This is a genomic window from Streptomyces sp. NBC_00572 (genome assembly GCF_026341815.1).
Classification (GTDB): Bacteria; Actinomycetota; Actinomycetes; order Streptomycetales; family Streptomycetaceae; genus Streptomyces.
In genome coordinates, this window is record NZ_JAPENX010000001.1 from 1424493 (window position 1) to 1445486 (window position 20994).

General features: G+C 71.7%; 14 protein-coding genes. 4 read left to right on the forward strand and 10 right to left on the reverse strand.

All coding sequences use genetic code 11. The annotated features are described in order from the left end of the window. Positions 1-157 precede the first annotated feature (157 nt). A complete protein-coding gene (locus OG514_RS06605; RefSeq protein WP_266891830.1) occupies positions 158-625 on the reverse strand; it encodes a GtrA family protein in 468 nt (155 codons plus the stop codon). Next, complete coding sequence (locus OG514_RS06610) at positions 625-1620, reverse strand: glycosyltransferase family 2 protein (protein WP_266891832.1); 996 nt, start codon at positions 1618-1620, stop codon at positions 625-627. The genes OG514_RS06605 and OG514_RS06610 overlap by 1 nt, the downstream gene beginning before the upstream one ends. A 233-nt stretch (positions 1621-1853) precedes the next feature. Between OG514_RS06610 and OG514_RS06615 the strand changes: the two genes are divergently transcribed. The 3 genes from OG514_RS06615 to OG514_RS06625 all read left to right on the forward strand — a co-directional run bounded on the left by OG514_RS06615 (position 1854) and on the right by OG514_RS06625 (position 7636). Further along, the gene (locus OG514_RS06615) at positions 1854-3506 is read left to right on the forward strand and encodes a hypothetical protein (RefSeq protein WP_266891834.1); all 1653 of its coding nucleotides are present in this window, start codon (positions 1854-1856) and stop codon (positions 3504-3506) included. Positions 3507-3596: 90 nt separating this feature from the next. Beyond that, a complete protein-coding gene (locus tag OG514_RS06620) occupies positions 3597-6467 on the forward strand; it encodes a CDP-glycerol glycerophosphotransferase family protein (protein ID WP_266891836.1) in 2871 nt (956 codons plus the stop codon). 62 nt (positions 6468-6529) lie between these two features. Then, entirely contained in the window at positions 6530-7636 is a 1107-nt protein-coding gene (locus tag OG514_RS06625; RefSeq protein ID WP_266900767.1) for a glycosyltransferase, read from the forward strand. A gap of 89 nt (positions 7637-7725) precedes the next feature. On the opposite strand, the gene galE is transcribed toward OG514_RS06625, so the two are convergent. From galE to OG514_RS06665, 8 genes are all read right to left on the reverse strand, one after another. After that, positions 7726-8712: a UDP-glucose 4-epimerase GalE gene (gene galE / locus OG514_RS06630; RefSeq protein ID WP_266891837.1), complete on the reverse strand. Its 987-nt coding sequence runs from the start codon at positions 8710-8712 to the stop codon at positions 7726-7728. Between the two features lie 15 nt (positions 8713-8727). After that, positions 8728-10332, reverse strand: a complete 1605-nt coding sequence (locus OG514_RS06635; RefSeq protein ID WP_266891839.1) for a glycosyltransferase family 2 protein — start codon at positions 10330-10332, stop codon at positions 8728-8730. Positions 10333-10552: 220 nt separating this feature from the next. Next, positions 10553-11992: a GTPase ObgE gene (gene obgE / locus OG514_RS06640; RefSeq protein ID WP_266891841.1), complete on the reverse strand. Its 1440-nt coding sequence runs from the start codon at positions 11990-11992 to the stop codon at positions 10553-10555. 106 nt (positions 11993-12098) lie between these two features. Further along, positions 12099-12353, reverse strand: coding sequence for a 50S ribosomal protein L27 (gene rpmA, locus OG514_RS06645; protein WP_030317577.1), 255 nt, complete (start codon positions 12351-12353; stop codon positions 12099-12101). Positions 12354-12366: 13 nt separating this feature from the next. Next, positions 12367-12687 (reverse strand): 50S ribosomal protein L21, encoded by a 321-nt coding sequence (gene rplU, locus OG514_RS06650; RefSeq protein WP_015033583.1) that lies wholly within the window; start codon positions 12685-12687, stop codon positions 12367-12369. A 249-nt stretch (positions 12688-12936) separates the two neighbouring features. Then, a complete protein-coding gene (locus OG514_RS06655) occupies positions 12937-16800 on the reverse strand; it encodes an Rne/Rng family ribonuclease (RefSeq protein ID WP_266891844.1) in 3864 nt (1287 codons plus the stop codon). A gap of 234 nt (positions 16801-17034) precedes the next feature. Beyond that, positions 17035-17826: a TIGR03936 family radical SAM-associated protein gene (locus OG514_RS06660; protein ID WP_266900768.1), complete on the reverse strand. Its 792-nt coding sequence runs from the start codon at positions 17824-17826 to the stop codon at positions 17035-17037. A gap of 257 nt (positions 17827-18083) precedes the next feature. Beyond that, positions 18084-18719 (reverse strand): hypothetical protein, encoded by a 636-nt coding sequence (locus tag OG514_RS06665; RefSeq protein WP_266891846.1) that lies wholly within the window; start codon positions 18717-18719, stop codon positions 18084-18086. 271 nt (positions 18720-18990) lie between these two features. Between OG514_RS06665 and OG514_RS06670 the strand changes: the two genes are divergently transcribed. Further along, positions 18991-20970, forward strand: a complete 1980-nt coding sequence (locus tag OG514_RS06670) for a glycosyltransferase (protein ID WP_266891848.1) — start codon at positions 18991-18993, stop codon at positions 20968-20970. Positions 20971-20994 lie beyond the last annotated feature (24 nt).

The following is a 20994-nucleotide window of genomic DNA, read 5'->3' on the forward strand; positions in this document are numbered from 1 at the left end:
TCGTCGCGTCCGTCTGCCCGGTCGTCCGTCCGCCCGCCGGTCCATCCACCGGTCCGGTCGTCTGTCCGGTCGTCTGTGTCACCTGTGCCGCCACCTGCGTCGTCCTCACTCGGCTGTCCCACGCGCCGTGTGTTCCCCGCCGCGACTGCCAGGCAATCTACGCGAGCCGGGAGGGCTGCCGCTCGTCCGTTTCGCTCCCTGGACCGGAGTCGTCGGTGTCCTGTCCGGTGTTCCGGGGGACGAGGATCCGCTGGGAGATGAGGTAGGTGAAGGGGATGGCGACGACGGCCGCGACGAGTGGCGCGATCCTGTCGTCCATTCCGGCCCAGGTGACGAGCGCGTACAGACCGACGCTCTGCACCAGGTAGTTGGTGAGGTTGGTGAGCGGGAAGAGGGCGAACTTCTTCCAGGTCGGCCGGGTGCGGTAGGTGAAGTAGGTGTTGAGGAAGAAGGAGCCGATCATGCTGAGGACGAAGGCGAGGGAGTAGGCGGCGAAGTACGGCATCCACGGGTGGAGCAGCAGGTAACAGCCGAAGAAGGTACCCGTGTTGACGCCGCCGACGAGGGCGAAGCGGAATATCTCGGCGAGCCGTCCGCGTCGCGCGGTGGGGGACCCGGCTGCCATCAGTGCTCTCCCTCGGTGGCCGCGACGCGGATCCGCTCGGCGGCGACGCGTTCGGACGCCCCGCGCCCGAAGGAGCGGTGGGTCTCCTTCACGAGGAAGTGCGGCCGGCGCTTGGTCTCGTAGTAGATGCGGCCGATGTACTCGCCGATCAGCCCCAGCATCACCATCTGCACGCCTCCGAGTCCCGCGATGATCGCGACCAGGGTGACGTATCCGGGGGCGGTGACGCCCTGGGTGAGGGCGGCGGCGACGACCCAGACCGCGTACAGGGCGGCGAGGCCGGTCAGCATCATCCCGAGCCAGAGGGCGATGCGCAGCGGCCGGTTGTTGAAGGAGATCAGCCCGTCCATGCCGTAGTTGATCAGGGAGCTGAACTTCCACTTCGTCTCACCGCCCTCTCGTGCGGCGTTCTGGTAGTCGAAGGTGACGGTGTCGAAGCCGATCCAGGAGAAGAGCCCCTTGGAGAAGCGGTTGTACTCGGGCAACGAGAGCAGCGCGTCGACGGCGGGGCGGGACAGGAGGCGGAAGTCGCCGACGCCGTCGGTGAGTTCCACGTCGACCCAGCGGTTGACGCCCCGGTAGTACATCCGGCTGAGGGCGGAGCGGAGCTTCTTGTCGCCTTCGCGGGTCCGGCGCGCCATGACCTGGTCGTGGCCCTGGTGGTGCAGGTCGAGCATGCGGGCGAGGAGCTCGGGCGGGTGCTGGAGGTCGGCGTCCATGATGACGACGGCGTCGCCGGTGGACTTGCGCAGGCCGGCGAGCATGGCGGCCTCCTTGCCGAAGTTGCGGCTGAAGGAGGCGTACTGGGTCCGGTGCGGGTGCCGGGCGGCGATCTCGCGCAGCTTGCCGAGCGTTCCGTCGGAACTGCCGTCGTCGACGTAACAGATCTCGTAACCGACCGGAAGGGTGTCGAGCACCTGGCGCATCCGCGCGTCGAAGCGTTCGACGACGTCCTCCTCGTTGAAGCAGGGGACGACGACGGAAAGCCTGGTCATGAACGGTCACTCCAGAGGGATGGGCAAGAGTACGTCCTGAGGGACCACCACCGAACTCTCCTTCGAGCAGCGCGGCCAGGGTACGAAGTGGCGGTGACCGTCCGACGTCGTCCGGGTGGCCGCGCCCGGTCGGCATGTCGTCCATGCGGCAAAGCATGTGGGGAAGATATTGATATACGCGGCATTTCTTGTCTTTTGTCACCCGTAGAGCCCCGCAGCTGGAGCGATGACCCGTGAGTAGAACGACCCTGACGGAGCGCGGTGACGCACGGATGACGGACGAGGGCGGACAGGACATCGACATGGCGGGCGGACTCCGGCAGGCACTCCCCTGGGTCGCGTTCGTCATCGCCGCGGGAGCCGGGGCGCTGCTCTCGGTCGGCGCGTTCCTCGGCGTGTACGTACGCCCCACGTCGGACGACTGGTGCGCCCTCTGGAAGGCCCGGGACATGGGCGTCCTCGGCATCACCTCGGACTTCTACAACACCCAGAACGGGCGCGTCACCAACGCCTTCCTGACCGGCCTGCTCTACTCCGACGACATGCGGGGGCCGAAGCTGCTGCCCGCGTTCCTGGTGCTCGCGCTCGGCGCGGGGCTGTTCCTCCTCGCCCGCGCCACGCTGCGCGCGCTCCGCCTGCCGTTCCCCGCGACGGCGGCCGCGGCGGCGGTCCTGGTCCTCGAAGCGCTGCTGTTCTTCGCGGGAACCCGCTCGTACCAGCTGCTGCTCTGGGCTCCCGCCACCATCTCCCACACCCTCCCGAGCATCCTCGGCGTCTGGGCGGTCCTCTCCGGCGTGTGGGCGGCCCGCAGCCGTCGGCGCTGGGCGCGGAGCGCCGCCGTCGGCACCGCGGCGCTGCTCGGCACGGCGGCCGGCATGCTCAGCGAACCCTTCGTCGCGATGTCAGGGCTGATGGCCGCGGCGGCGGGCCTGCTCTGCCTGCCCCGGCTCGGCCGGACGCGCGACCGCTTCGCGTCGACCTGGTGCGCGGCCTGGTGCCTGGGCCTCCTCGTCGGCCTGGTGCTGCTCACCACGTCGCCCGGCGCCCGCTGGCGGCGCGCCCAGCAGCCGAAGGAGCCGCTGACCCTGTCGGGGCTCGGGGAGACGGTCCGCGACTGGTCCCGGATCTGGGAGACGATCGGCGGGCAGTGGGCGTACGCGGGCGCCCTCGCCGCTGGTGTGCTCCTCGGACTGGCGGTGGCCCTCTCCGAGCGCCGCCGCCCGGACGGGGAGGACACGCGGACCGACCGCGGACCGGGAGGAACGTTTCGGGTCGCCGTCGTACTGCTGCCCCTGCCCCTGATCGCGCTCGGCAGCCTCGTGGCCGCGTACGGGCTGCGCAGCGGATACGGGGCGGGCGGCTGGACCTACGCGCGCACGTGGACCAGCTTTCTCGTGCCCTTCCTGCTGGCGCTCTGCGGCTACGGGGCGTGGCTCGGCCACCGACTCGGACGCGGGATCGACGGCACCCGCGGACTCGCGGACAGGGGAGGGCCCGACGACACGCGCGGGCAGGAAAGCGGTCGCCGACCCGAGGGCACCGACGGACCCGGAGTCGGGCCCGGATCCCCGTCGGCGCCCTCCGGCGTCCGTGCCGCCCGCCTCGCGCTCCTCGTCGTCACCGGTGCCGTCGCCGTGGCGAGCACGGCGGCCCTGGTGCCCGCGGTACGGACGCTGACGACGCAGACGGTGGCGCGCAGCCTGGCCTGGGACCGGGAGGACGCCCGGATCCGCGCCGAGGTGGCGGCCGGCCGGCGGGAGGTCACGTACCGCCCCCTGCACATCGGCGGCCTCGCCGAACCCTTCTTCACCACGGTGTACGAGAAGGACTGGGCCGCCCGGTGTACGGCCGAGTACTACGGCGTGGAGCGGATCAACCGGCCCTGACCGAACACCCCTGCGGCGGGTGACATTGCGTAACGGATGGTGAACACCAGGTAGTTTGAGGAGGAGTGGACGAACGACAAGTGAATCGAGGTGCACGTGCCTGACGTCTCCGTGGTCGTCATCGCCTACAACGACGCAGAGCGTCTGCCGACGGCCGTCCGGTCGGTGCTGGAGCAGACCCTGCACGGCGTCGAAGTCGTCATCGTCGACGACTGCAGCAAGGACGACACCTTCACGGTCGCCCAGGCTCTCGCCGCCGAGAACCCGGACCGGGTCCGGGCGTACCAGCTGCCGGCGAACAGCGGTGGCTGCGGCGCGCCTCGCAACCACGGCATCCAGCGCGCCACCGGCACGTACGTCATGTTCCTCGACAGCGACGACGTGCTGGAGCGCAACGCCTGCCGCAACATGCTCGACGCCGCCGAGAGCACCGGCTCCGACCTGGTCTCCGGCCTGTGCGTCCGCGTCCACCTCGACAGCCGCCACAAGAAGACCACCGAGTGGTATCCCTGGCTCTACTCGCGGACCCGGACGATCGAGTCGATCACCGAGCTCTCCGACCTGCTGGTCTTCGACACCCTGTCGACGAACAAGTGCTACCGGCGCGCGTTCCTCCTCGAACAGGGCTTGGAGTTCCCGGTCGGCATCCATTACGAGGACCTGCTCTTCTCGGCCCAGGCCTATGTCGCCGCGAGCCGGATCACGCTCATCCCGAACCACGTCTACTACTGGAACGTGCAGGAGAGCGCCTCCGCCAAGTCGATCAGCAACAGGCGTCACGAGATCGCCAACTTCGTGCACCGTATGGAGATCCACCGCCGGGTGGACGCCCTGCTGGAGAGCAGGGGCTACGACGAGCTGAAGTACCGCAAGGACATCAAGTTCCTCAAGCACGACCTCGTCCTCCACCTGCGCGACCTGCCGCTGCTCGGCGACGACTACCGGCGCGAGTTCGCCGAGGTGGCCAACGGCTACCTCGCCGAGATCGACCCGAAGGCGTACGAGGAAGTGCAGCGCATGCACGCCATCTGCGCCTATCTGCTGAGCAAGGAGGACTGGCCCAACCTCCTCCCGGCCACCGACGCGCTCACCAACCCCGGCCGGCTCACCACCCCGCTCGCCGAGCGGGACGGCCAGGTCTACTGGTGCGCCGAGCACCTGGACACCGAGCAGGGCCGCCAGATCCTGGACGTCACCTCCTCCCGCTACGACACCAGGCCGCTGACCTCGCTCGCCCTGGGCAACCGGCTGACCTCGTACGCCAGTCGTGACGGAGTCGTCAGCCTCGCCGGACGCGTCGTCAACCCGCTGGGCCGGATCGGCCCGGACGCGGAGCTCGGCGCGGTCCTGGAGTTCTCGGCCCGCCGCAGCGTCGGCGGGAAGACCGCCCGCATCCCGGTCACCACGATCCGGCACGCCGACTCCTGGATCGAGTGGGAGGGCGAGGCGGACATCGCCCGCACGGTCCGCCCCCTCGGCATCATCGACGCGGTCTGGGACGTCCGGCTGATCCTCACCGTGGACGGCCAGGACCTCCGGACCCGGGTGTCCGTCGGCGGCGCCCCCGTCGACGAGGCCGACAGCCTGCGGATCCGCCCCCGGCTGACCCAGCTGGTGTCCGACCGCTTCGTGCCCGAGGTCACCAGGAAGGGCAATCTGTCCTACGTCCTGGCCGCCGAGGGCAGGGCCGCCGTGCACACCACGGCGATGATCGAGGGCGCCATGCACGGGCGCACCGCCGAGCTGGCGAAGACGAGCCTGCGCCGCCTGCTCAGGGCGAAGAAGGATCTGAACTCGGGCGAGACCAAGCTGCGCGTCTACCACGAGTTCTACAGCAGGCTCCCGATCCGCAAGGGCCTCGTGGTCTTCGAGAGTCACCTCGGCAAGCAGTACAGCGACAGCCCCCGGGCCGTCTACGAGGAGATGCGCCGCCAGGGCGTCCCCTGCACGGCCGTCTGGTCGTACGCGGGCGCGCGACCGACCGGCTTCCCCGAGGACGTCACCCTGGTGAAGCGCTGGAGCTGGCAGTACCTGCGGGCGCTGGCCCAGGCCGAGTTCTGGATCGACAACCAGGGCTTCCCGCTGCGCCTCACCAAGCGCCCGGGGACCACGTACATCCAGACCTGGCACGGCACGGCCCTCAAGCGGATGGGCTTCGACGAGCCCCACACCAAGTCGCGCGGCCTCGCCTCCCAGGCCTCCTTCCAGAAGGCCCTGGACCGCTTCGACCACTTCCTGATCCGCGGCGAGCACGACCGGCGCACCCTCGCCAAGGCCTTCCGGCTCCGCGACGAAGTGCTGCTGCCCTACGGCTACCCGCGCAACGACAGCCTCGTCGAGGCGCGCCGTGAGGAGACCGGGACGGGCCACCGGGACCGCGGACCGCTCGCGGCCGAACTGGGCGTCGACCCGGAGAAGAAGATCCTGCTGTACGCGCCGACCTTCCGCGCCGCGCCCGGCGGCAAGGTGCGCGCCTTCCGGTGCCCCTTCGACATCGAGGAGTTCGCCGACCGCTTCGGCGACACCCACACGCTGCTGATCAGGACGCACTACCTGAACAGCGTGACGCTGCCGCCGTCGGTCCGCGGACGCGTCGTCGACGTCTCCCGCCTCCACGACGTCACCCCGCTGCTCGCCCTCGCGGACGGGCTGATCACCGACTACTCGTCCGTGATGTTCGACTACGGGCTGCTCGACCGTCCGATGATCTTCTTCGCGTACGACTACGACGAGTACGCCAAGGAGAACCGGGGCACCTACTTCGACCTGAAGGAACACGCCCCCGGTCCCGTCGTGGAGACGGAGGACGAACTCTTCGGGGTCGTCGCCAACCTGCGGGACGAGGCCGACAGCAAGTACGCGGCGGCCCGGCAGCGGTTCAACGCCGACTTCAGCGAGTACGACCGGGGCGACGCGGCCCGCCGGATCGTCGACACGTTCTTCACCAGGAGCGGGAAGTGACCAACCAGACCACCGCGTCCGGCGGCCGTGACATCTTCATCGTCGCCAACAGCGTGGACGAGATGGGCGGTGTGACGACCTGGACGCACCAGATGGCCGGGGCGTTCACCGACCGGGGCCACCGGGTGCACGTCATCGGGATCCGCCCGGCCCCCGCCGGACGCGGGCACGAGTTCCCCGACCCGCTGCCGTACGCCACCACCACGCTGTACGACGCGCATCCGCCGCAGGTCCGCTCCCTGCGTGGCCTCAAGGGCAGGCTGAACGCCGTCGAGCGCCGGCGTCACGCCGTCCGCGCCGCCGGGATGCGGGAGCGGGCCGACCGGATGACGGCCCTGTTCGCTGCCGCCCGGCCCGGCGCCGTCGTGATCGTGACGCAGGTGTGGGCGATGGAATGGGTGGCCCTCTCCGACACCAAGGGGCTCGTCGTCATCGGCATGAGCCACGAGTCGTACGCCGCGAGCGCGGCCGCCTCCCGGCTCGCCCGGGTGAAGCGGTACTACCGGGACGTCGACCGGCTGCTCGTCCTCACCCCCGGCGACGCGGACCGGTGGATCCGGGCCGGCATGGACAACGTCGGCCACATGCCCAACGCGCTGCCCTTCATGCCCGCCGCCCCCGTGGCGCGCACCGAGAAGGCCGTTGTCTCCGTCGGCCGTCTCTCGCACGAGAAGGGCGTGGACATACTGCTCGACAGCTGGGCGGAGATCGCGCCCCGCCATCGCGACTGGAAGCTGCGGATCTACGGCACCGGGGACGAGGAGCCGTCGCTGCGGGCGCGCACGACCGAGCTCGGCCTCGACGGCTCGGTCGAGTGGATGGGCCGTACGAACGACGTCCTCGGGGCGCTCTCCGATGCCTCCGTCTTCGCCCAGGCCTCGCGCGCCGAGGGCTTTCCGATCACCCTGCTGGAGGCGATGGCGGCCGGGGTGCCCTGTGCCGCGTTCGACTGCGCGCCGGGCGTGCGCGAGATCATCCGGGACGGCGAGGACGGCCTGCTGGCCCGGCTGGGCAACACCGTGGAGCTCGGCGGCCGCATCAGCACGCTGATCGCCGACAAGGAGCAGCGGGACCGGATGGGTGACGCGGCCTTCGAGAACGTGAAGCGGTACTCCGCCGACCGGATCACCGACCGCTGGGAGGCGCTCTTCGCCTTCCTGGAGCGCTGAGCGGCGCGACCTGTCGGATGGATGGGCAAGGGGAAGGGCCGGGGAGTCGATCTCCCCGGCCCTTCCCCGTTGTCGTGCCGCTGCTGCGGTCAGACCGTCGCGCCGCGGCGCGCGACCCAGCCGGCCCAAGCCGAGGAGATCATGTCGCGCACGTCGTGACGGGCCTTCCAGCCCAGCTCCGACGCGATGTGGTCGGCGGCGGCGACGACCCGGGCGGGGTCGCCGGGGCGGCGCGGGGTGACCAGGGGCTCGGTGGTGTGGTCGGTGATCTCGTTGATCAGCTCGACCATCTCGGTGACGGAGACGCCCTCGCCACGGCCGATGTTGACCGTCAGGTCGCGCGGCTCGCCCGCCTCGGCCCACTCCGTGAGCTTGCGCGCGGCCACGAGGTGCGCGTCGGCCAGGTCCTCGACGTGGATGTAGTCACGGATGCAGGTGCCGTCGGGGGTGGCGTAGTCGTCGCCGAAGATCCGCGGGGCCTCCCCCGCGTCCAGGCGCTCGAAGACCATCGGAACCAGGTTGAAGACACCGGTGTCGGCGAGCTCGGGGGCCGCGGCGCCGGCCACGTTGAAGTAGCGCAGGCAGGCCGTGGAGATGCCGTGGGCCGCGCCCGCGGCGCGCACCAGCCACTCACCGGCCAGCTTGGTCTCGCCGTACGGGCTCAGCGGCAGGCAGGGGGTCTCCTCGGTGACGAGGTCGACGTCCGGCATGCCGTAGACGGAGGCGGAGGAGGAGAAGAGGAAGGTGCGCACGCCGGCGGCGGCCACGGCCTCCAGGAGGACGGTGGTGCCGAAGACGTTCTCGCGGTAGTAGTGCAGCGGCTGCTCGACGGACTGCCCGACCTGCTTCTTCCCGGCGAGGTGGACGACGCCCGTCACACCGTGCTCGGCGATCGTCCGGTCCAGGACCTCACGGTCGAGCGTGGAGCCGACCACCAGGGGGACGCCCTCCGGCACCCGCTCCTCGTATCCCGTGGACAGGTCGTCGAGGACGACGACCCGCTCGCCGGCCTGCGTCATGGCACGGACGACATGAGAGCCGATGTATCCGGCGCCACCGGTGATCAGATAAGTCATTGCCCCAAACCCCTTTCAATGAGAGCTGCGGGAGATCCTGCGGAGTTTTGCCCCGATCGCCCGGAGCCCGTCACGGACACCCGGTGCGAGCCGCAGCGCCAGCGAACCGTTCGCCGTCGTGTACTGCCGCACCAGCAGTACACCGTACCGGCTGCTCGGCACGAGCGACCGACGCTGCCGGTCCTCCGGCAATCGGAGCGCCGTCGTGAAGGCCCCGCCGTCCGCGCACGTCACCGTCACCCGGATGTCCCAGAGCTGGACTCCCCGGTTCCCCCGGCGGCGGCCCTCGCGGGCCATCGCGGTGAGTCCCGCGGGGACGCGGCCGGACCAGCCGGCGGCCCCCTCGACCAGCTCGGCCGACTCGGTACGGGCGGGCGTGTCGGCACCCCGGGGCAGGAAGTCGATCCGCGCGGTACGGGGAACGGCGGCGCCCAGCCGTCCGTACAGGTCACGGACCGTGAACCGCAGTTGGCCGCCGACACCGGCACCCGCGCCGCCGGTCGCTCCGGCGCGCAGGTCCCCGTCGACGAGCAGCGGAAGACCCTCGACAGGCAGGGCCTCCAGACCGTCCAGCTCCACGGGGAGGTCCTCGGACCATACGGCGACGCCGCCGCTCCGGGCATGGGGCGGGAGCAGCCGGGCCGGGTCGGCGGTGAGCCGGGAGAGCCGCTCCAGGTCCCGGGGCTCCTCGGCGGTCAGGACGAACCGGGCGGCCCAGCGGGCGGGCGCGACCGCGGCGGCGATCTCGGCCTCCCCGAAGGTCCCGAGGTACTCCCGGGCGAGCGTCCACCACGCGGTGCGGTACTCGGCCTCGCGCAGCCGCAGGTCACGGGCGTACAGGCGCAGGTCGTGTTCGAGGAACTTGGTGCGGCAGGCGGTGGCGAGTTCCTTGCGGCCGGCGGCCTCGAAGGTCTCCACGGCGGTGCGGTGGGCGGCGATCCGCGACTGCCAGTTGGCGATGCCCTCCCGGTCGAGGGAGATCGACAGCCGGGCGGTGGCCCGGCGGACGTGCCAGATGTAGACGGTGTCGGGGACGACCGCGACGCGCGGTGCGGCGGCCAGGACGCGGGCGGTGAAGAGGAAGTCCTCGTAGACGCAGCGACCCTCGGGGAAGCGGATGCCGTGCTCGGCGAGGAAGGCCCGGTCATAGACCTTGTTGACGCAGAGGGTGTCGTGCACGAGCGGCACGAGTTCTTCCGTGGTCTCCAGGACGGCGGGCTCGCGGTAGAGCGCGGGCTGCCAGCGCACGTCACGTCCCTCGGGCAGCTCGCGCCGTACGCAGGCGCCGACCGCGACGGGGGTTCCGTGACGCTCGGCCGCCGCGACGAGGGTCGCGGCCGCGCCCTCGGGCAGGACGTCGTCGCTGTCGAGGAATATCACGTGGGGGGCGGTGACGGCCCGGAAGCCGTCGTTGCGGGGGGTGCCGCAGCCGCCGCTGTTCACGCTGCGGTGGACGACGCGCAACCGGGGGTGCAGTGCGGCCAGTTCGTCCAGGACCCGGGCCGTGCCGTCGCTCGATCCGTCGTCGACGGCCACGACCTCGGCGACCACCGGGCCCTGTTCGAGCACGGACCGGATCGCGTCGCCTACCAGCGCCTCGTCATTGTGTGCGATTACCACAACGCCGAGCTTTCCTGCCACCTCAGTGGACGTGATGCTGCTCACTTCGAGGATGCTACGGGTCCCCGGACACCCGAATGGCCTCCGCGCCACCCGTCCAGCATGACGGGTGAGACGAAGGCCATTCGGTTGACGAAAAAAGCGGAACGAGCGGGCGACGCGGGGCCGCCCACTCACCCGGCCCCTGCGAAAACGGACCGCCGCAGCCGCCCAGGCACCCCTAGAACGGGTCGAACTCGTCGAACTCGCGCTGCGGGTCGGCCCGCTCCGCGTCGCGGTCGCGACGACGCTGGGCCGCCGGACGCGGGGCCTCCAGGCGGTGGTCCTCGCCACGGCGGCCGAGCATCTCGGCGCCGGCCATCATCGAGGGCTCCCAGTCGAAGACGACCGCGTTCTCCAGGGAGCCGATCGCGACGCCGTCGCCCGCACGGGCGCCGGCCTTCATCAGCCTGTCCTCGACGCCGAGGCGGTTGAGGCGGTCGGCCAGGTAGCCCACGGCCTCGTCGTTGTTGAAGTCGGTCTGGCGGACCCAGCGCTCCGGCTTCTCGCCGCGCACCCGGTACACCTCCTCGGCCTCGTCGTACACGATGGTGAAGCCCGCGTCGTCGACGGCCTTCGGGCGGATGACGATACGGGTCGCCTCCTCCTTCGGCTTGGCCGCGCGCGCCTCGCCGACGATGCCGGCGAGAGCGAAGGAGAGCTCCTTGAGGCCCAGACGGGCGACGGCGGAGACCTCGAACACCTGGTAGCCGCGCTCCTCCAGGTCCGGGCGGATCATGTCCGCGAGGTCCTGGCCGTCCGGGATGTCGATCTTGTTGAGGACGACGATGCGGGGCCGGTCGTCGAGGCCGCCGTACTGCCGCAGCTCCTCCTCGATGATGTCGAGGTCGGTGACCGGGTCCCGGTCGGACTCGAGCGTCGCCGTGTCGAGGACGTGGACGAGGACCGAGCAGCGCTCCACGTGGCGGAGGAACTCGAGGCCCAGGCCGCGGCCCTGGCTGGCGCCCGGGATGAGGCCCGGCACGTCGGCGATCGTGTAGACGGTCGAGCCGGCGGTGACGACGCCCAGGTTCGGGACGAGCGTGGTGAAGGGGTAGTCCGCGATCTTCGGCTTGGCGGCCGACAGGACGGAGATGAGCGAGGACTTGCCTGCGCTCGGGTAGCCGACGAGCGCCACGTCGGCGACGGTCTTCAGCTCCAGGACGATGTCCCGCGCCTCACCGGGCTCGCCGAGGAGCGCGAAGCCGGGGGCCTTGCGGCGCGCGGAGGACAGTGCCGCGTTGCCGAGGCCGCCGCGGCCGCCCTGGCCCGCGACGAAGATGGTGCCCTGGCCGACGAGGTCGGCGAGCACGTTGCCGTCCCGGTCGAGGACGACGGTGCCGTCGGGCACGGCCAGGACGAGGTCCTGGCCGTCCTTGCCGGAGCGGTTGTCACCGGCGCCGGGCTGGCCGTTGGTGGCCTTGCGGTGCGGCGAGTGGTGGTAGTCGAGGAGCGTGGTGATCGCCTGGTCGACGACCAGGGTCACATCGCCGCCACGGCCGCCGTTTCCGCCGTCGGGGCCGCCGAGCGGCGTGAACTTCTCCCGGTGAACGGAGGCGCAGCCGTGGCCTCCGTTACCTGCGGCGACATGCAGCTCGACGCGGTCCACGAAGGTGGTCATGGTTGTGCCTCCATTTACTTACGTACGGAATGTCTATCTAGTAACACGCGAAAGGCGGACCCGCTTCCCGAACGGGAAGTGAGGTCCGCCTCCGCAAAAGATCCGATCAGGCGACCGGAACGATGTTCACGACCTTGCGGCCACGGTGGGTGCCGAACTGCACCGAACCGGCCTGCAGGGCGAACAGCGTGTCGTCGCCGCCACGGCCGACGCCGGAGCCCGGGTGGAAGTGGGTGCCACGCTGGCGGATCAGGATCTCACCGGCGTTGACGACCTGACCGCCGAAGCGCTTCACGCCGAGCCGCTGGGCATTGGAGTCGCGCCCGTTCCGGGTGGACGATGCGCCCTTCTTGTGTGCCATGTCTCAGTCCCTCTTACTTCGCAGCCGCGGGGATACCGGTGACCTTGATCGCCGTGTACTGCTGGCGGTGACCCTGGCGACGGCGGTAGCCGGTCTTGTTCTTGTAGCGCAGGATGTCGATCTTGGCGCCCTTGTGGTGGTCCACGACCTCGGCCGTGACCTTGATGCCGGCCAGGACCCACGGGTCGCTGGTCACGGCGTCGCCGTCGACAACGAGCAGGGTCGAGAGCTCGACCGTGTCGCCAACCTTGGCAGTGGAAATCTTGTCAACCTCAACGATGTCGCCGACAGCAACCTTGTGCTGGCGACCACCGCTGCGCACGATGGCGTACACGCGGATCTCTCTCTCACTCGGGATCGAAACCTCTGAAGCCAGCCACTCACACGGACCCGAGGGCCCGCGGCGTTCCGGAATCGGACGAGCGGCCTCTCCCGACGGGCGGGAGGGAGTTGCTCAGAGGCGCGACGCGTCTACAGACACGCCGACGGTCTAGGTTACGGGCGGCTGCCTCGGAGGGTCAAATTCGCCCGTTCGGCACGGGCCGCCGCCCCGACACGCGGGGCGGCGGCCCGTGCCCACCGGTCAGTCCTGGGCCGGGGCGGCGGTCTTCTCCGCCGCCTTCTTGGCCGGGGCCTTCTTGGTGGTGGTCTTCTTCGCCGCGGTCTTCTTGGTCGCCGCCGTCTTCTTGGTGGCGACCTTCTTGGCCGTGGTCTTCTTCGCCGCGGTCTTGCGCGCCGCCGTCTTCTTGACGGGGGCGGGCTCGGCCTCGGCCTCGACGGGAGCCTCCGTGACCTCGGCCGAAGCCGCGGTCACCACGACGACGGCCGCGTCCTCGGCGCCCGAGGGCGAACCGGCGGGAGCGGTGGCCTTACGGACCACCCGGCGGCGGGCACGCGGCGGGGCGGCCACGGGGGCCTCCTCGACGGCGGGCTCGGCGACGGGCTCAACCACGGCCTCGGCGACCGGCGCCACGACGGGCTCCGGCTCCGGGGCGGTCTCGACGACCGGCTCGACGACGGTCGGCGCGGCGGCCGGCTCCGTGGTCGAGACGACCGGGGAGGTCGCACGACGGGTGGCACGGCGACGGCCGCGCGGGGCCGGGGCGGCGGTCTCCTCGACCACCGGCTCGGCCACGGGCTCGACGACGGCCTCGGCGACCGGCGCCACGACGGGCTGCGGCTCGACGACCGGCTCCGGCGCCGCGACGGGCTCGGCGACGCGCTTCGGCCTCGACTCGAACTCGACGGCCTCGGTCTCCACGACCGGGCGCGCGGCGACCGGCGCGGACACCCTGCGGGTGGCGCGACGACGGCCACGACCGCGGGTGGCGGCGGCCTCCGCCTCGGCGATGGAGCCGTACAGCTCCTCGTCCGCGGCGATCGGCTCGGGCAGGGCCACCGGGGCGGCCAGCTCGGCCGCGACCTCGGCCTCGGTCTCGATCTCCGGGGCCTCCGAGATCTCCTCGGTCTCGCCGCCCTCGGCGTGCTCGTGCTCGTGGACGTGCTCGGCGCCGCCGCGGCCACGCTTCTTCGAGCGCTTGCCGCCGCCACCGCCACCGGCGGTGGTCGGCTGCTCCATGTGCACGATGACACCGCGGCCGTTGCAGTGGACGCAGGTCTCGGAGAAGGACTCCAGGAGGCCCTGGCCGACCCGCTTGCGGGTCATCTGGACCAGGCCCAGCGAGGTGACCTCGGCCACCTGGTGCTTGGTCCGGTCCCGGCCCAGGCACTCCAGGAGGCGACGGAGCACCAGGTCGCGGTTGGACTCCAGGACCATGTCGATGAAGTCGATGACGACGATGCCGCCGAGGTCGCGCAGCCGCAGCTGACGCACGATCTCCTCGGCCGCTTCGAGGTTGTTCCTCGTCACGGTCTCTTCGAGGTTGCCGCCCTGGCCGGTGAACTTGCCGGTGTTGACGTCGACGACGATCATCGCCTCGGTCTTGTCGATCACCAGCGAGCCGCCGCTCGGCAGCCAGACCTTGCGGTCGAGCGCCTTCATGAGCTGCTCGTCGATCCGGTACGTCGCGAAGACGTCGACCTCGCTCGTCCACCTGGACAGGCGGTCGGTCAGGTCCGGGGCGACGTGGTGCACGTAGCCGTGGATGGTCTCCCACGCCTCGTCACCGCTGACGATGACCTTGGAGAAGTCCTCGTTGAAGATGTCGCGGACGACACGGACGGTCATGTCCGGCTCGCCGTAGAGCAGCGTCGGGGCGTTGCCGCTCTTCGCCTTCTTCTGGATGTCCTCCCACTGCGCCTGCAGTCGCTCGACGTCACGGCGCAGCTCGTCCTCGCTCGCGCCCTCGGCGGCGGTGCGCACGATGACGCCCGCGTCCTCGGGGACGATCTTCTTGAGGATGGTCTTGAGGCGGGCGCGCTCGGTGTCCGGGAGCTTGCGGCTGATGCCGGTCATCGAGCCCTCGGGCACGTACACGAGGTAGCGGCCGGGCAGCGAGACCTGGCTGGTCAGACGGGCACCCTTGTGGCCGATCGGGTCCTTCGTCACCTGGACGAGGACCGACTGGCCGGACTTGAGGGCGGACTCGATGCGGCGCGGGCCGTGGCCCATGCCGAGCGCCTCGAAGTTGACCTCACCGGCGTACAGGACGGCGTTGCGGCCCTTGCCGATGTCGACGAAGGCGGCCTCCATCGACGGCAGGACGTTCTGGACCTTGCCCAGGTAGACGTTGCCGACGTACGAGGTGGCCTGCTCCTTGTTGACGTAGTGCTCCACGAGCACGTTGTCTTCCAGGACGCCGATCTGGGTGCGCTCGCCGCTCTGGCGGACGACCATGACGCGCTCGACGGCCTCACGGCGGGCCAGGAACTCGGCCTCCGTGATGATCGGGACGCGGCGGCGGCCCTGCTCGCGGCCCTCGCGGCGGCGCTGCTTCTTGGCCTCCAGGCGGGTCGAGCCCTTGATGGACTGGACCTCGTCGGCGCCGGTGCCGGGCTCGGCCTTCTCACGGGCCGGGCGGGGCTCGCGGACCTTGACGACCGTACGGACGCCTTCCTCGTCGGCGCCCTCGGCGTCGGCGGAGGCGTCCCCGCTGCGACGGCGGCGGCGACGGCGACGGCGGGAGCTGCTGGAGCCGCCGGCGAAGCCCTCGGCCTCGTCCTGCTCCTCGTCGCTCTCCTCGGCCTCGTCGGACTCGTCCTCGGCGTGCGGCTGCTCCTCGCCCTCCTCGGCCTCCTCGACCTCGGAGAGCTCACCGCGACGACGGCGTCGGCCGCCACGGCGGCGACGGCGGGACGGGCGGTCCTCGTACTCGTCCGTCTCCTCGGCCTCCTCGGCCTCGTCGATCTCGTCGGCGACGGCCTCGACCTCGGGCTCGTCGGCGACGGTGGCCGGGACGGGCTCGACGGCGACGGGCTCGCCACGGCGGCGACGGCGACGGCGGGAGCCGGTCTCGGCGTGCTCGACGGGCTCGGGGGTCTCCACGACCTCGGCCTCGACGGTCTCGACCGTCTCGTCGAGCTCGTCCTCCTCCGGCTCCACCGGGGCGGCGGCCGCGGCCACGGCGGCGGTCTCCGGGGTCTGGAACATCGGCTCGGCGAAGACCGGGGCCTGGAAGACGGCGACGGACGGGCGCGCGGCACGGCCGCGCGGCTCGCGGGCCGGGGCGGGCTCGGAAGTGAACTGCGGAGAGGTCGCGCGACGGCGGCCACGGCCACGGGTGGCCGCGGTCTCGGCGGCGGTGACCTCCGCCTCCTCGGCGGCGATCTGCGCGACGGTCGACGTCGGCAGCGACTCGCCGGCGGCGGGGGCCTCGGCGGCCGCCTCGGGCGAGGTGACCTTGCGGGTGGCACGGCGGCGGGCACGCGGGGCGGGCGCGGCGGCCTCCTCCGCGACCTCGGCGGCCGGGGCGGTCTCGACGACCGGCTCGGCGACCGGAGCCGCGACCACAGTCTCCTCGGCGGCGGCGGCGGGCGCGCCGGCCGGGGCGGTGGCCTTACGGGTGGCACGGCGGCGGGCGCGGGCCGGCGGGGCGGCCTCGACGGCCTCCTCCACGACGGGCTCGGCGGCCACGGGCTCCTCGGCGGGCTGCTCGGCGGCGGCCGTGGAGGTCACCGGCGAGGTGGCCTTACGGGTGGCGCGGCGGCGCGGGCGGGCCGGGGCGGCCTCGGGGGCCTCCTCGACGGCCTCGGCCACGGCGACGGTCTCCGCGACCGGCTCCGGGGTCTCCACGGCGGGTGCCGTGGTCTCCGCGGCCGGTGCGGTGGCCTTGCGGGTGGCCCGGCGGCGGGCACGCGGCGCGGGTGCGGCCTCGGCCTCGGCCGGGGCGGCCTCGACGTCCGCGGCCTCGGGGGCCGCTGTCGTCTCGGTGGTGTCGGCGGTCGCGCCCGTCACCGGCGGACCGGCGGGGCGGGAAGCGGCGCGGCGCCTGCGGCGCGGCGGCAGCTTGTCACCGGGGGCGTTGGTGTCTTCGTTGGACTCGAGCATGCGGGGTTCTCCCGTCACGCTCCCGGGCGCCGCGTCTGGTTCCGGTCCGGTCGGCACGGTCGCGCCTGAGGCGCGGTGCCGCCGTCCGGGGCGCGGGCGCCGCACGGGAGCTCTATGTCTGGCTCGCCGGTTCCGTACGCCCTGTGCGGACGGCCTGGCGAAAGTCTCCTGGTCTGTGCGCTGCCCGACCCAGGTGGCTCCCGAGTACCAGGGCGGCGCTACAACGACCGCTCCTTACGCGGTGCCGGCACCCGGCGCCGTCGCAGAAGCGGTCGCGGCGGCCGTGGTAGATGCGGCCGTGACTGCCTCGCGGTCGGGCGCGAGCGGGTCGGTCACCGTGCCGGACTCCTCGTCGAAGAGCCCCTGCGCCAGCCTGGTCACCGCAGCGGGGACCGGCGGCGCCAGGTCGGCCACAGCTCGGAGACCGGACAGGACGTCGTCGGGTCGTACGGCAGGTGTCACGTGCCGAACAACCAGCCGCAGTATCGCACAGGCGCTGTCCAGCGGCCTATCACCCTGGGGATCACCCTGGGGAGCGGATGCCGTCAGCTCGGTGACCGCGGAACGGGCGTCGAAGGTGCGGATGCCGTTCTTGGTCTTGCGCTGTACTTCCACGGTCTCGGCCGCGAGAAACGCCTCGGCGGCCTTCGTCACGTCCTCGACGGTGACGCCTTCGAGGCGCAGCTCCCAGATGGAGGCGGTGAGCCGGTCGGCGAGGCCCGAGGTCCGGGCCTCGACGGCGTCGGTGATGTCGAGGCCGGCCGGGAGGGACTCGTCGAGCAGGGCCCGCAGGGTCTCCGGGTCGCGTGCCTCGGTGAGGGCGATCTCCAGGTACTCGGCCTCGGAGCCCGTGCCCGTCGGGGCGGCGTTGGCGTACGACACCTTGGGGTGCGGGGTGAAGCCGGCCGAGTACGCCATGGGCACCTCGGCACGGCGCAGCGCACGCTCGAAAGCGCGCTGGAAGTCACGATGGCTGGTGAACCGGAGGCGGCCGCGCTTGGTGTAGCGCAGTCGGATGCGCTGCACCGCCGGTGCGGGCGGCGGGCCTTCGGGCTGTCGCTTGCCCAGTGGTTCTTCTCCTCGGTGCGGGGCGAGCGCGGGTGGCGCGCCGCCCGGAAGCTTCGGGACCACCCCCGGGGGGCCCGCCCGGCTCACCCCCGCGTCCTGCGGGGAGATCTCGGGGGCGGGCGCCGCGCCAGGGACGTTCGTTTGCACTACCCAGAGTACGCGCCCCCGGCCGCCCCGGGGGCCCGGGAGGAGTGTCGGGGCCGGTGGCCGACGGGTCAGCGGGGGCCGCCGAACAGGGCGGTCCGCACCTCCCGGGCGGCGGCGCGGACGGCCCGGCCGACGGCGGCGAGGGGTTCCCACACCCAGGTGCGGAGCCAGTGGCCGACCGGGGTGAGGATCACCCGGTACACCCAGGCGAGGGGGCGACCGACGGCGTTCCACAGCACCCAGCGGATCGCCCGGCCGATCGCCCGCGCGACTGCTCCGGCGATCCGCCAGGCCCAGGCGAGGGCGGCGCCGACCGTGCGGCAGACGGGGCCGAGCAGGTGCCGCCAGAGCCAGGTGAGCGGGGTGACGAGGAGGAGGTCGACGACCCACCAGAGGGCCTTGCCGACGGGGACGAGGACCCATTCCCACAGCCACTGCAGCGGGACGACCAGGAGGTAGTGGAGGAGACGTCCGAGGACGCGGCCGACCGGGACCAGGACCCATTCCCACAGCCACCGCAGCGGGATCACGAGGAGGTGGTGGATGAGCCATCCCAGGGCTCGGCCGACCGGGGCGAGGATCCAGCGCCAGAGCTGCCGGAGGCAGTAGGCCAGGGCGTCCCAGACCAGCCGGACGGGCAGGACGACGACGAGGGCGATGGCGCGCGCCACTCCCGTGAGACAGCCCGGGTTTTCCGTGTTCATGCCCAGAACGACGCCTCTGCCCGGCCGGGGGTTTCCCGCTCGGCAGGCCGTCACCAAGGCGTTACGCGGTGGGCGCGCCCGTGAAGAGGCGGTGCGGACGGACCGGCCCCGCTTCCCGGGCACGGCCCCGTAACCTAAGGTGCGTCACCTCCGTGCTCGCCCGCACGTCCCGCACGCCCCTCCCCCCAGGGGTCCCCAACTTACGCAGACATCGAGGCTCGGCGTGAAAATATCCTTCATCCTGGTAGACCGCTGTCACATTGGCGGCGTGGTGAGCGCGATCCATAACCTGGCCAAGGCGCTCGCGGACCACCACGAGGTCGAGCTCGTCTCCCTCCGCCGCAACCGTGACCAGGCGTTCTTCCCGCTCGACCCCCGGGTGAAGACCCTCGCCCTCTCCGACATGCGGAAGCACTCCCACACGTACGACGGTGACGACCCGATGATCGAGGTCTTCCCGCACATCTACCCGAACGAGCCCACGGACAAGAAGCCGTGGATCAGCCGTCTGGCAGAGAAGCGGCTCCTGGAGTACCTGGCCACGACCGACGCCGACGTCGTGGTCAGCAACAACCCCAAGATCACCATCATGCTGGCCTACGCGGACCGCGACTTCCTCAAGGTCGCGATGGAGCACTCGCGGCCCGCGCAGTACGGCCCGCACATCCGGGACGCCCTCTTCAAGGACGCGTACCCGAAGATGGACGCGATCACCGCGCCGACGCCGGACGAGTGCCGGACCATCGCCGGAGTCGTCCCCGCCGTGAGCCACCTGCTCTCCCCGATGCCCAACTGCATCCCGGCCCACGAGGGCCAGATGTCCACCGGCGACAACAAGATCGTCGTCACCGCCGGCCTGCTCAAGCCGCACAAGGGCTTCAACGACCTCATCGAGGCCTTCTCCAGCGTGGCGCCGCGCCACCCGGACTGGAGCCTGCGGATCTACGGCTCCGGCCCCGAGCACGGCAAGCTGCGCAAGCAGATCGACGAGACGGACAGCAACAACCAGGTCTTCCTGATGGGCCCGGCCACCCCGGTCACCCCGGAGTTCGCCAAGGCGTCCGTGTTCGTCCTCCCCTCCCGCCTGGAGGCCTTCGGCAACGTCACCGTCGAGGCGATGGCGGCCGGCCTGCCGGTGGTCGCGTACGACGCGCCGCACGGCCCGCGCAACATCATCACGCAGGGCGAGGACGGCTACGTCGTGCCGCTCGGCGACAAGAAGGCGCTCGCCGAGCACATCGAGAAGCTGATCGCCGACGAGGACCTGCGCCGGAAGATGGCGGCCGCCGCGGTGGCCAACGTGGTCCGCTTCCAGGAGGCCGAGACGGTCAAGCGCTTCGAGCAGCTCGTGGAGACCATGCGGGCCCGCCGGGCCATCCCCCGCACGGCCACCGCCGTGGTCACCCCGCAGGGCGACGTCCGGGTGAAGGTCGAGGGGCTGCCCGCCGGCAGCGACGCCGAGCTGGTCTGCAAGGACATCCGCAAGAAGGCCGACGAGGTCGTCCTCCCCTTCATCGGCGGCGAGGCGCTGGTCCCCGCCCTCGGCAAGCTCGCCGAGGGCGACTGGGAGCTGACGATCCGCGCCGCCGGCTTCGACATGCCGCTGCGGTCGGCCGGTTGCGACACCCTGCAGATGCTGTCGCTGAAGCTGCCCCGCACCGAGGGCCCCGCCCTCTCCGTGCTGCTGCCGCACGACCACACGGACGGCACCCTGCGGGTGCAGAGCCGGGTGCGCGCCGAGCACGTCGAGGTCGCGGCCCTGCACGCCGGTGCCACCACGATCGTCATCGACGCCGCGGCCTGGGGTGCCGAGCCCGGCAAGAACAGCGTGATCGAGGCCGTCCACCGCAAGGAGGCCGGCAAGAACTTCACCGTCCCGGTGAAGGCCGGCGCCGACGGGCGCTTCACGGCCTCCCTGGAGAACGCCGCCGCGGCCCGCCTCCACCAGCCCGGCACCGAGGACATCTGGGACTTCTGGCTGCTGCCGGACCGGAACTCCGCCCGGATCCGCGTCTGCAAGCTGGCCACCGACGTGCTCACCCCGATGAGCGTCTTCACCTACCCGTACCCGGTGGTGAGCGGTTCCGGCGCCCCGGTCGCAGCCGTCACGGACACCAAGGCGAAGAGCGGCTGGCGCAACCGGCTGTCCGCGACCGTCCCCGCCGCCGTCACCGGCGGCGTCAAGCACGAGCTGCGCCCCTACTTCTCCAGCAACGGCCAGCTCTCGCTGAAGATCATCGACAAGAAGTGACCGGCGAGCGGTAGACGGGTCCCG

Excerpts from the sequence above, each read along its gene's own strand:
- OG514_RS06605 (WP_266891830.1), bottom strand. The coding sequence starts at position 625 with ATGGCAGCCGGGTCCCCCACCGCGCGACGCGGACGGCTCGCCGAGATA.
- OG514_RS06610 (WP_266891832.1), bottom strand. The coding sequence starts at position 1,620 with ATGACCAGGCTTTCCGTCGTCGTCCCCTGCTTCAACGAGGAGGACGTC.
- OG514_RS06625 (WP_266900767.1), top strand. The coding sequence starts at position 6,530 with ATGGGCGGTGTGACGACCTGGACGCACCAGATGGCCGGGGCGTTCACC.
- galE (WP_266891837.1), bottom strand. The coding sequence starts at position 8,712 with ATGACTTATCTGATCACCGGTGGCGCCGGATACATCGGCTCTCATGTC.
- obgE (WP_266891841.1), bottom strand. The coding sequence starts at position 11,992 with ATGACCACCTTCGTGGACCGCGTCGAGCTGCATGTCGCCGCAGGTAAC.
- rpmA (WP_030317577.1), bottom strand. The coding sequence starts at position 12,353 with ATGGCACACAAGAAGGGCGCATCGTCCACCCGGAACGGGCGCGACTCC.
- OG514_RS06655 (WP_266891844.1), bottom strand. The coding sequence starts at position 16,800 with ATGCTCGAGTCCAACGAAGACACCAACGCCCCCGGTGACAAGCTGCCG.
- OG514_RS06665 (WP_266891846.1), bottom strand. The coding sequence starts at position 18,719 with ATGAACACGGAAAACCCGGGCTGTCTCACGGGAGTGGCGCGCGCCATC.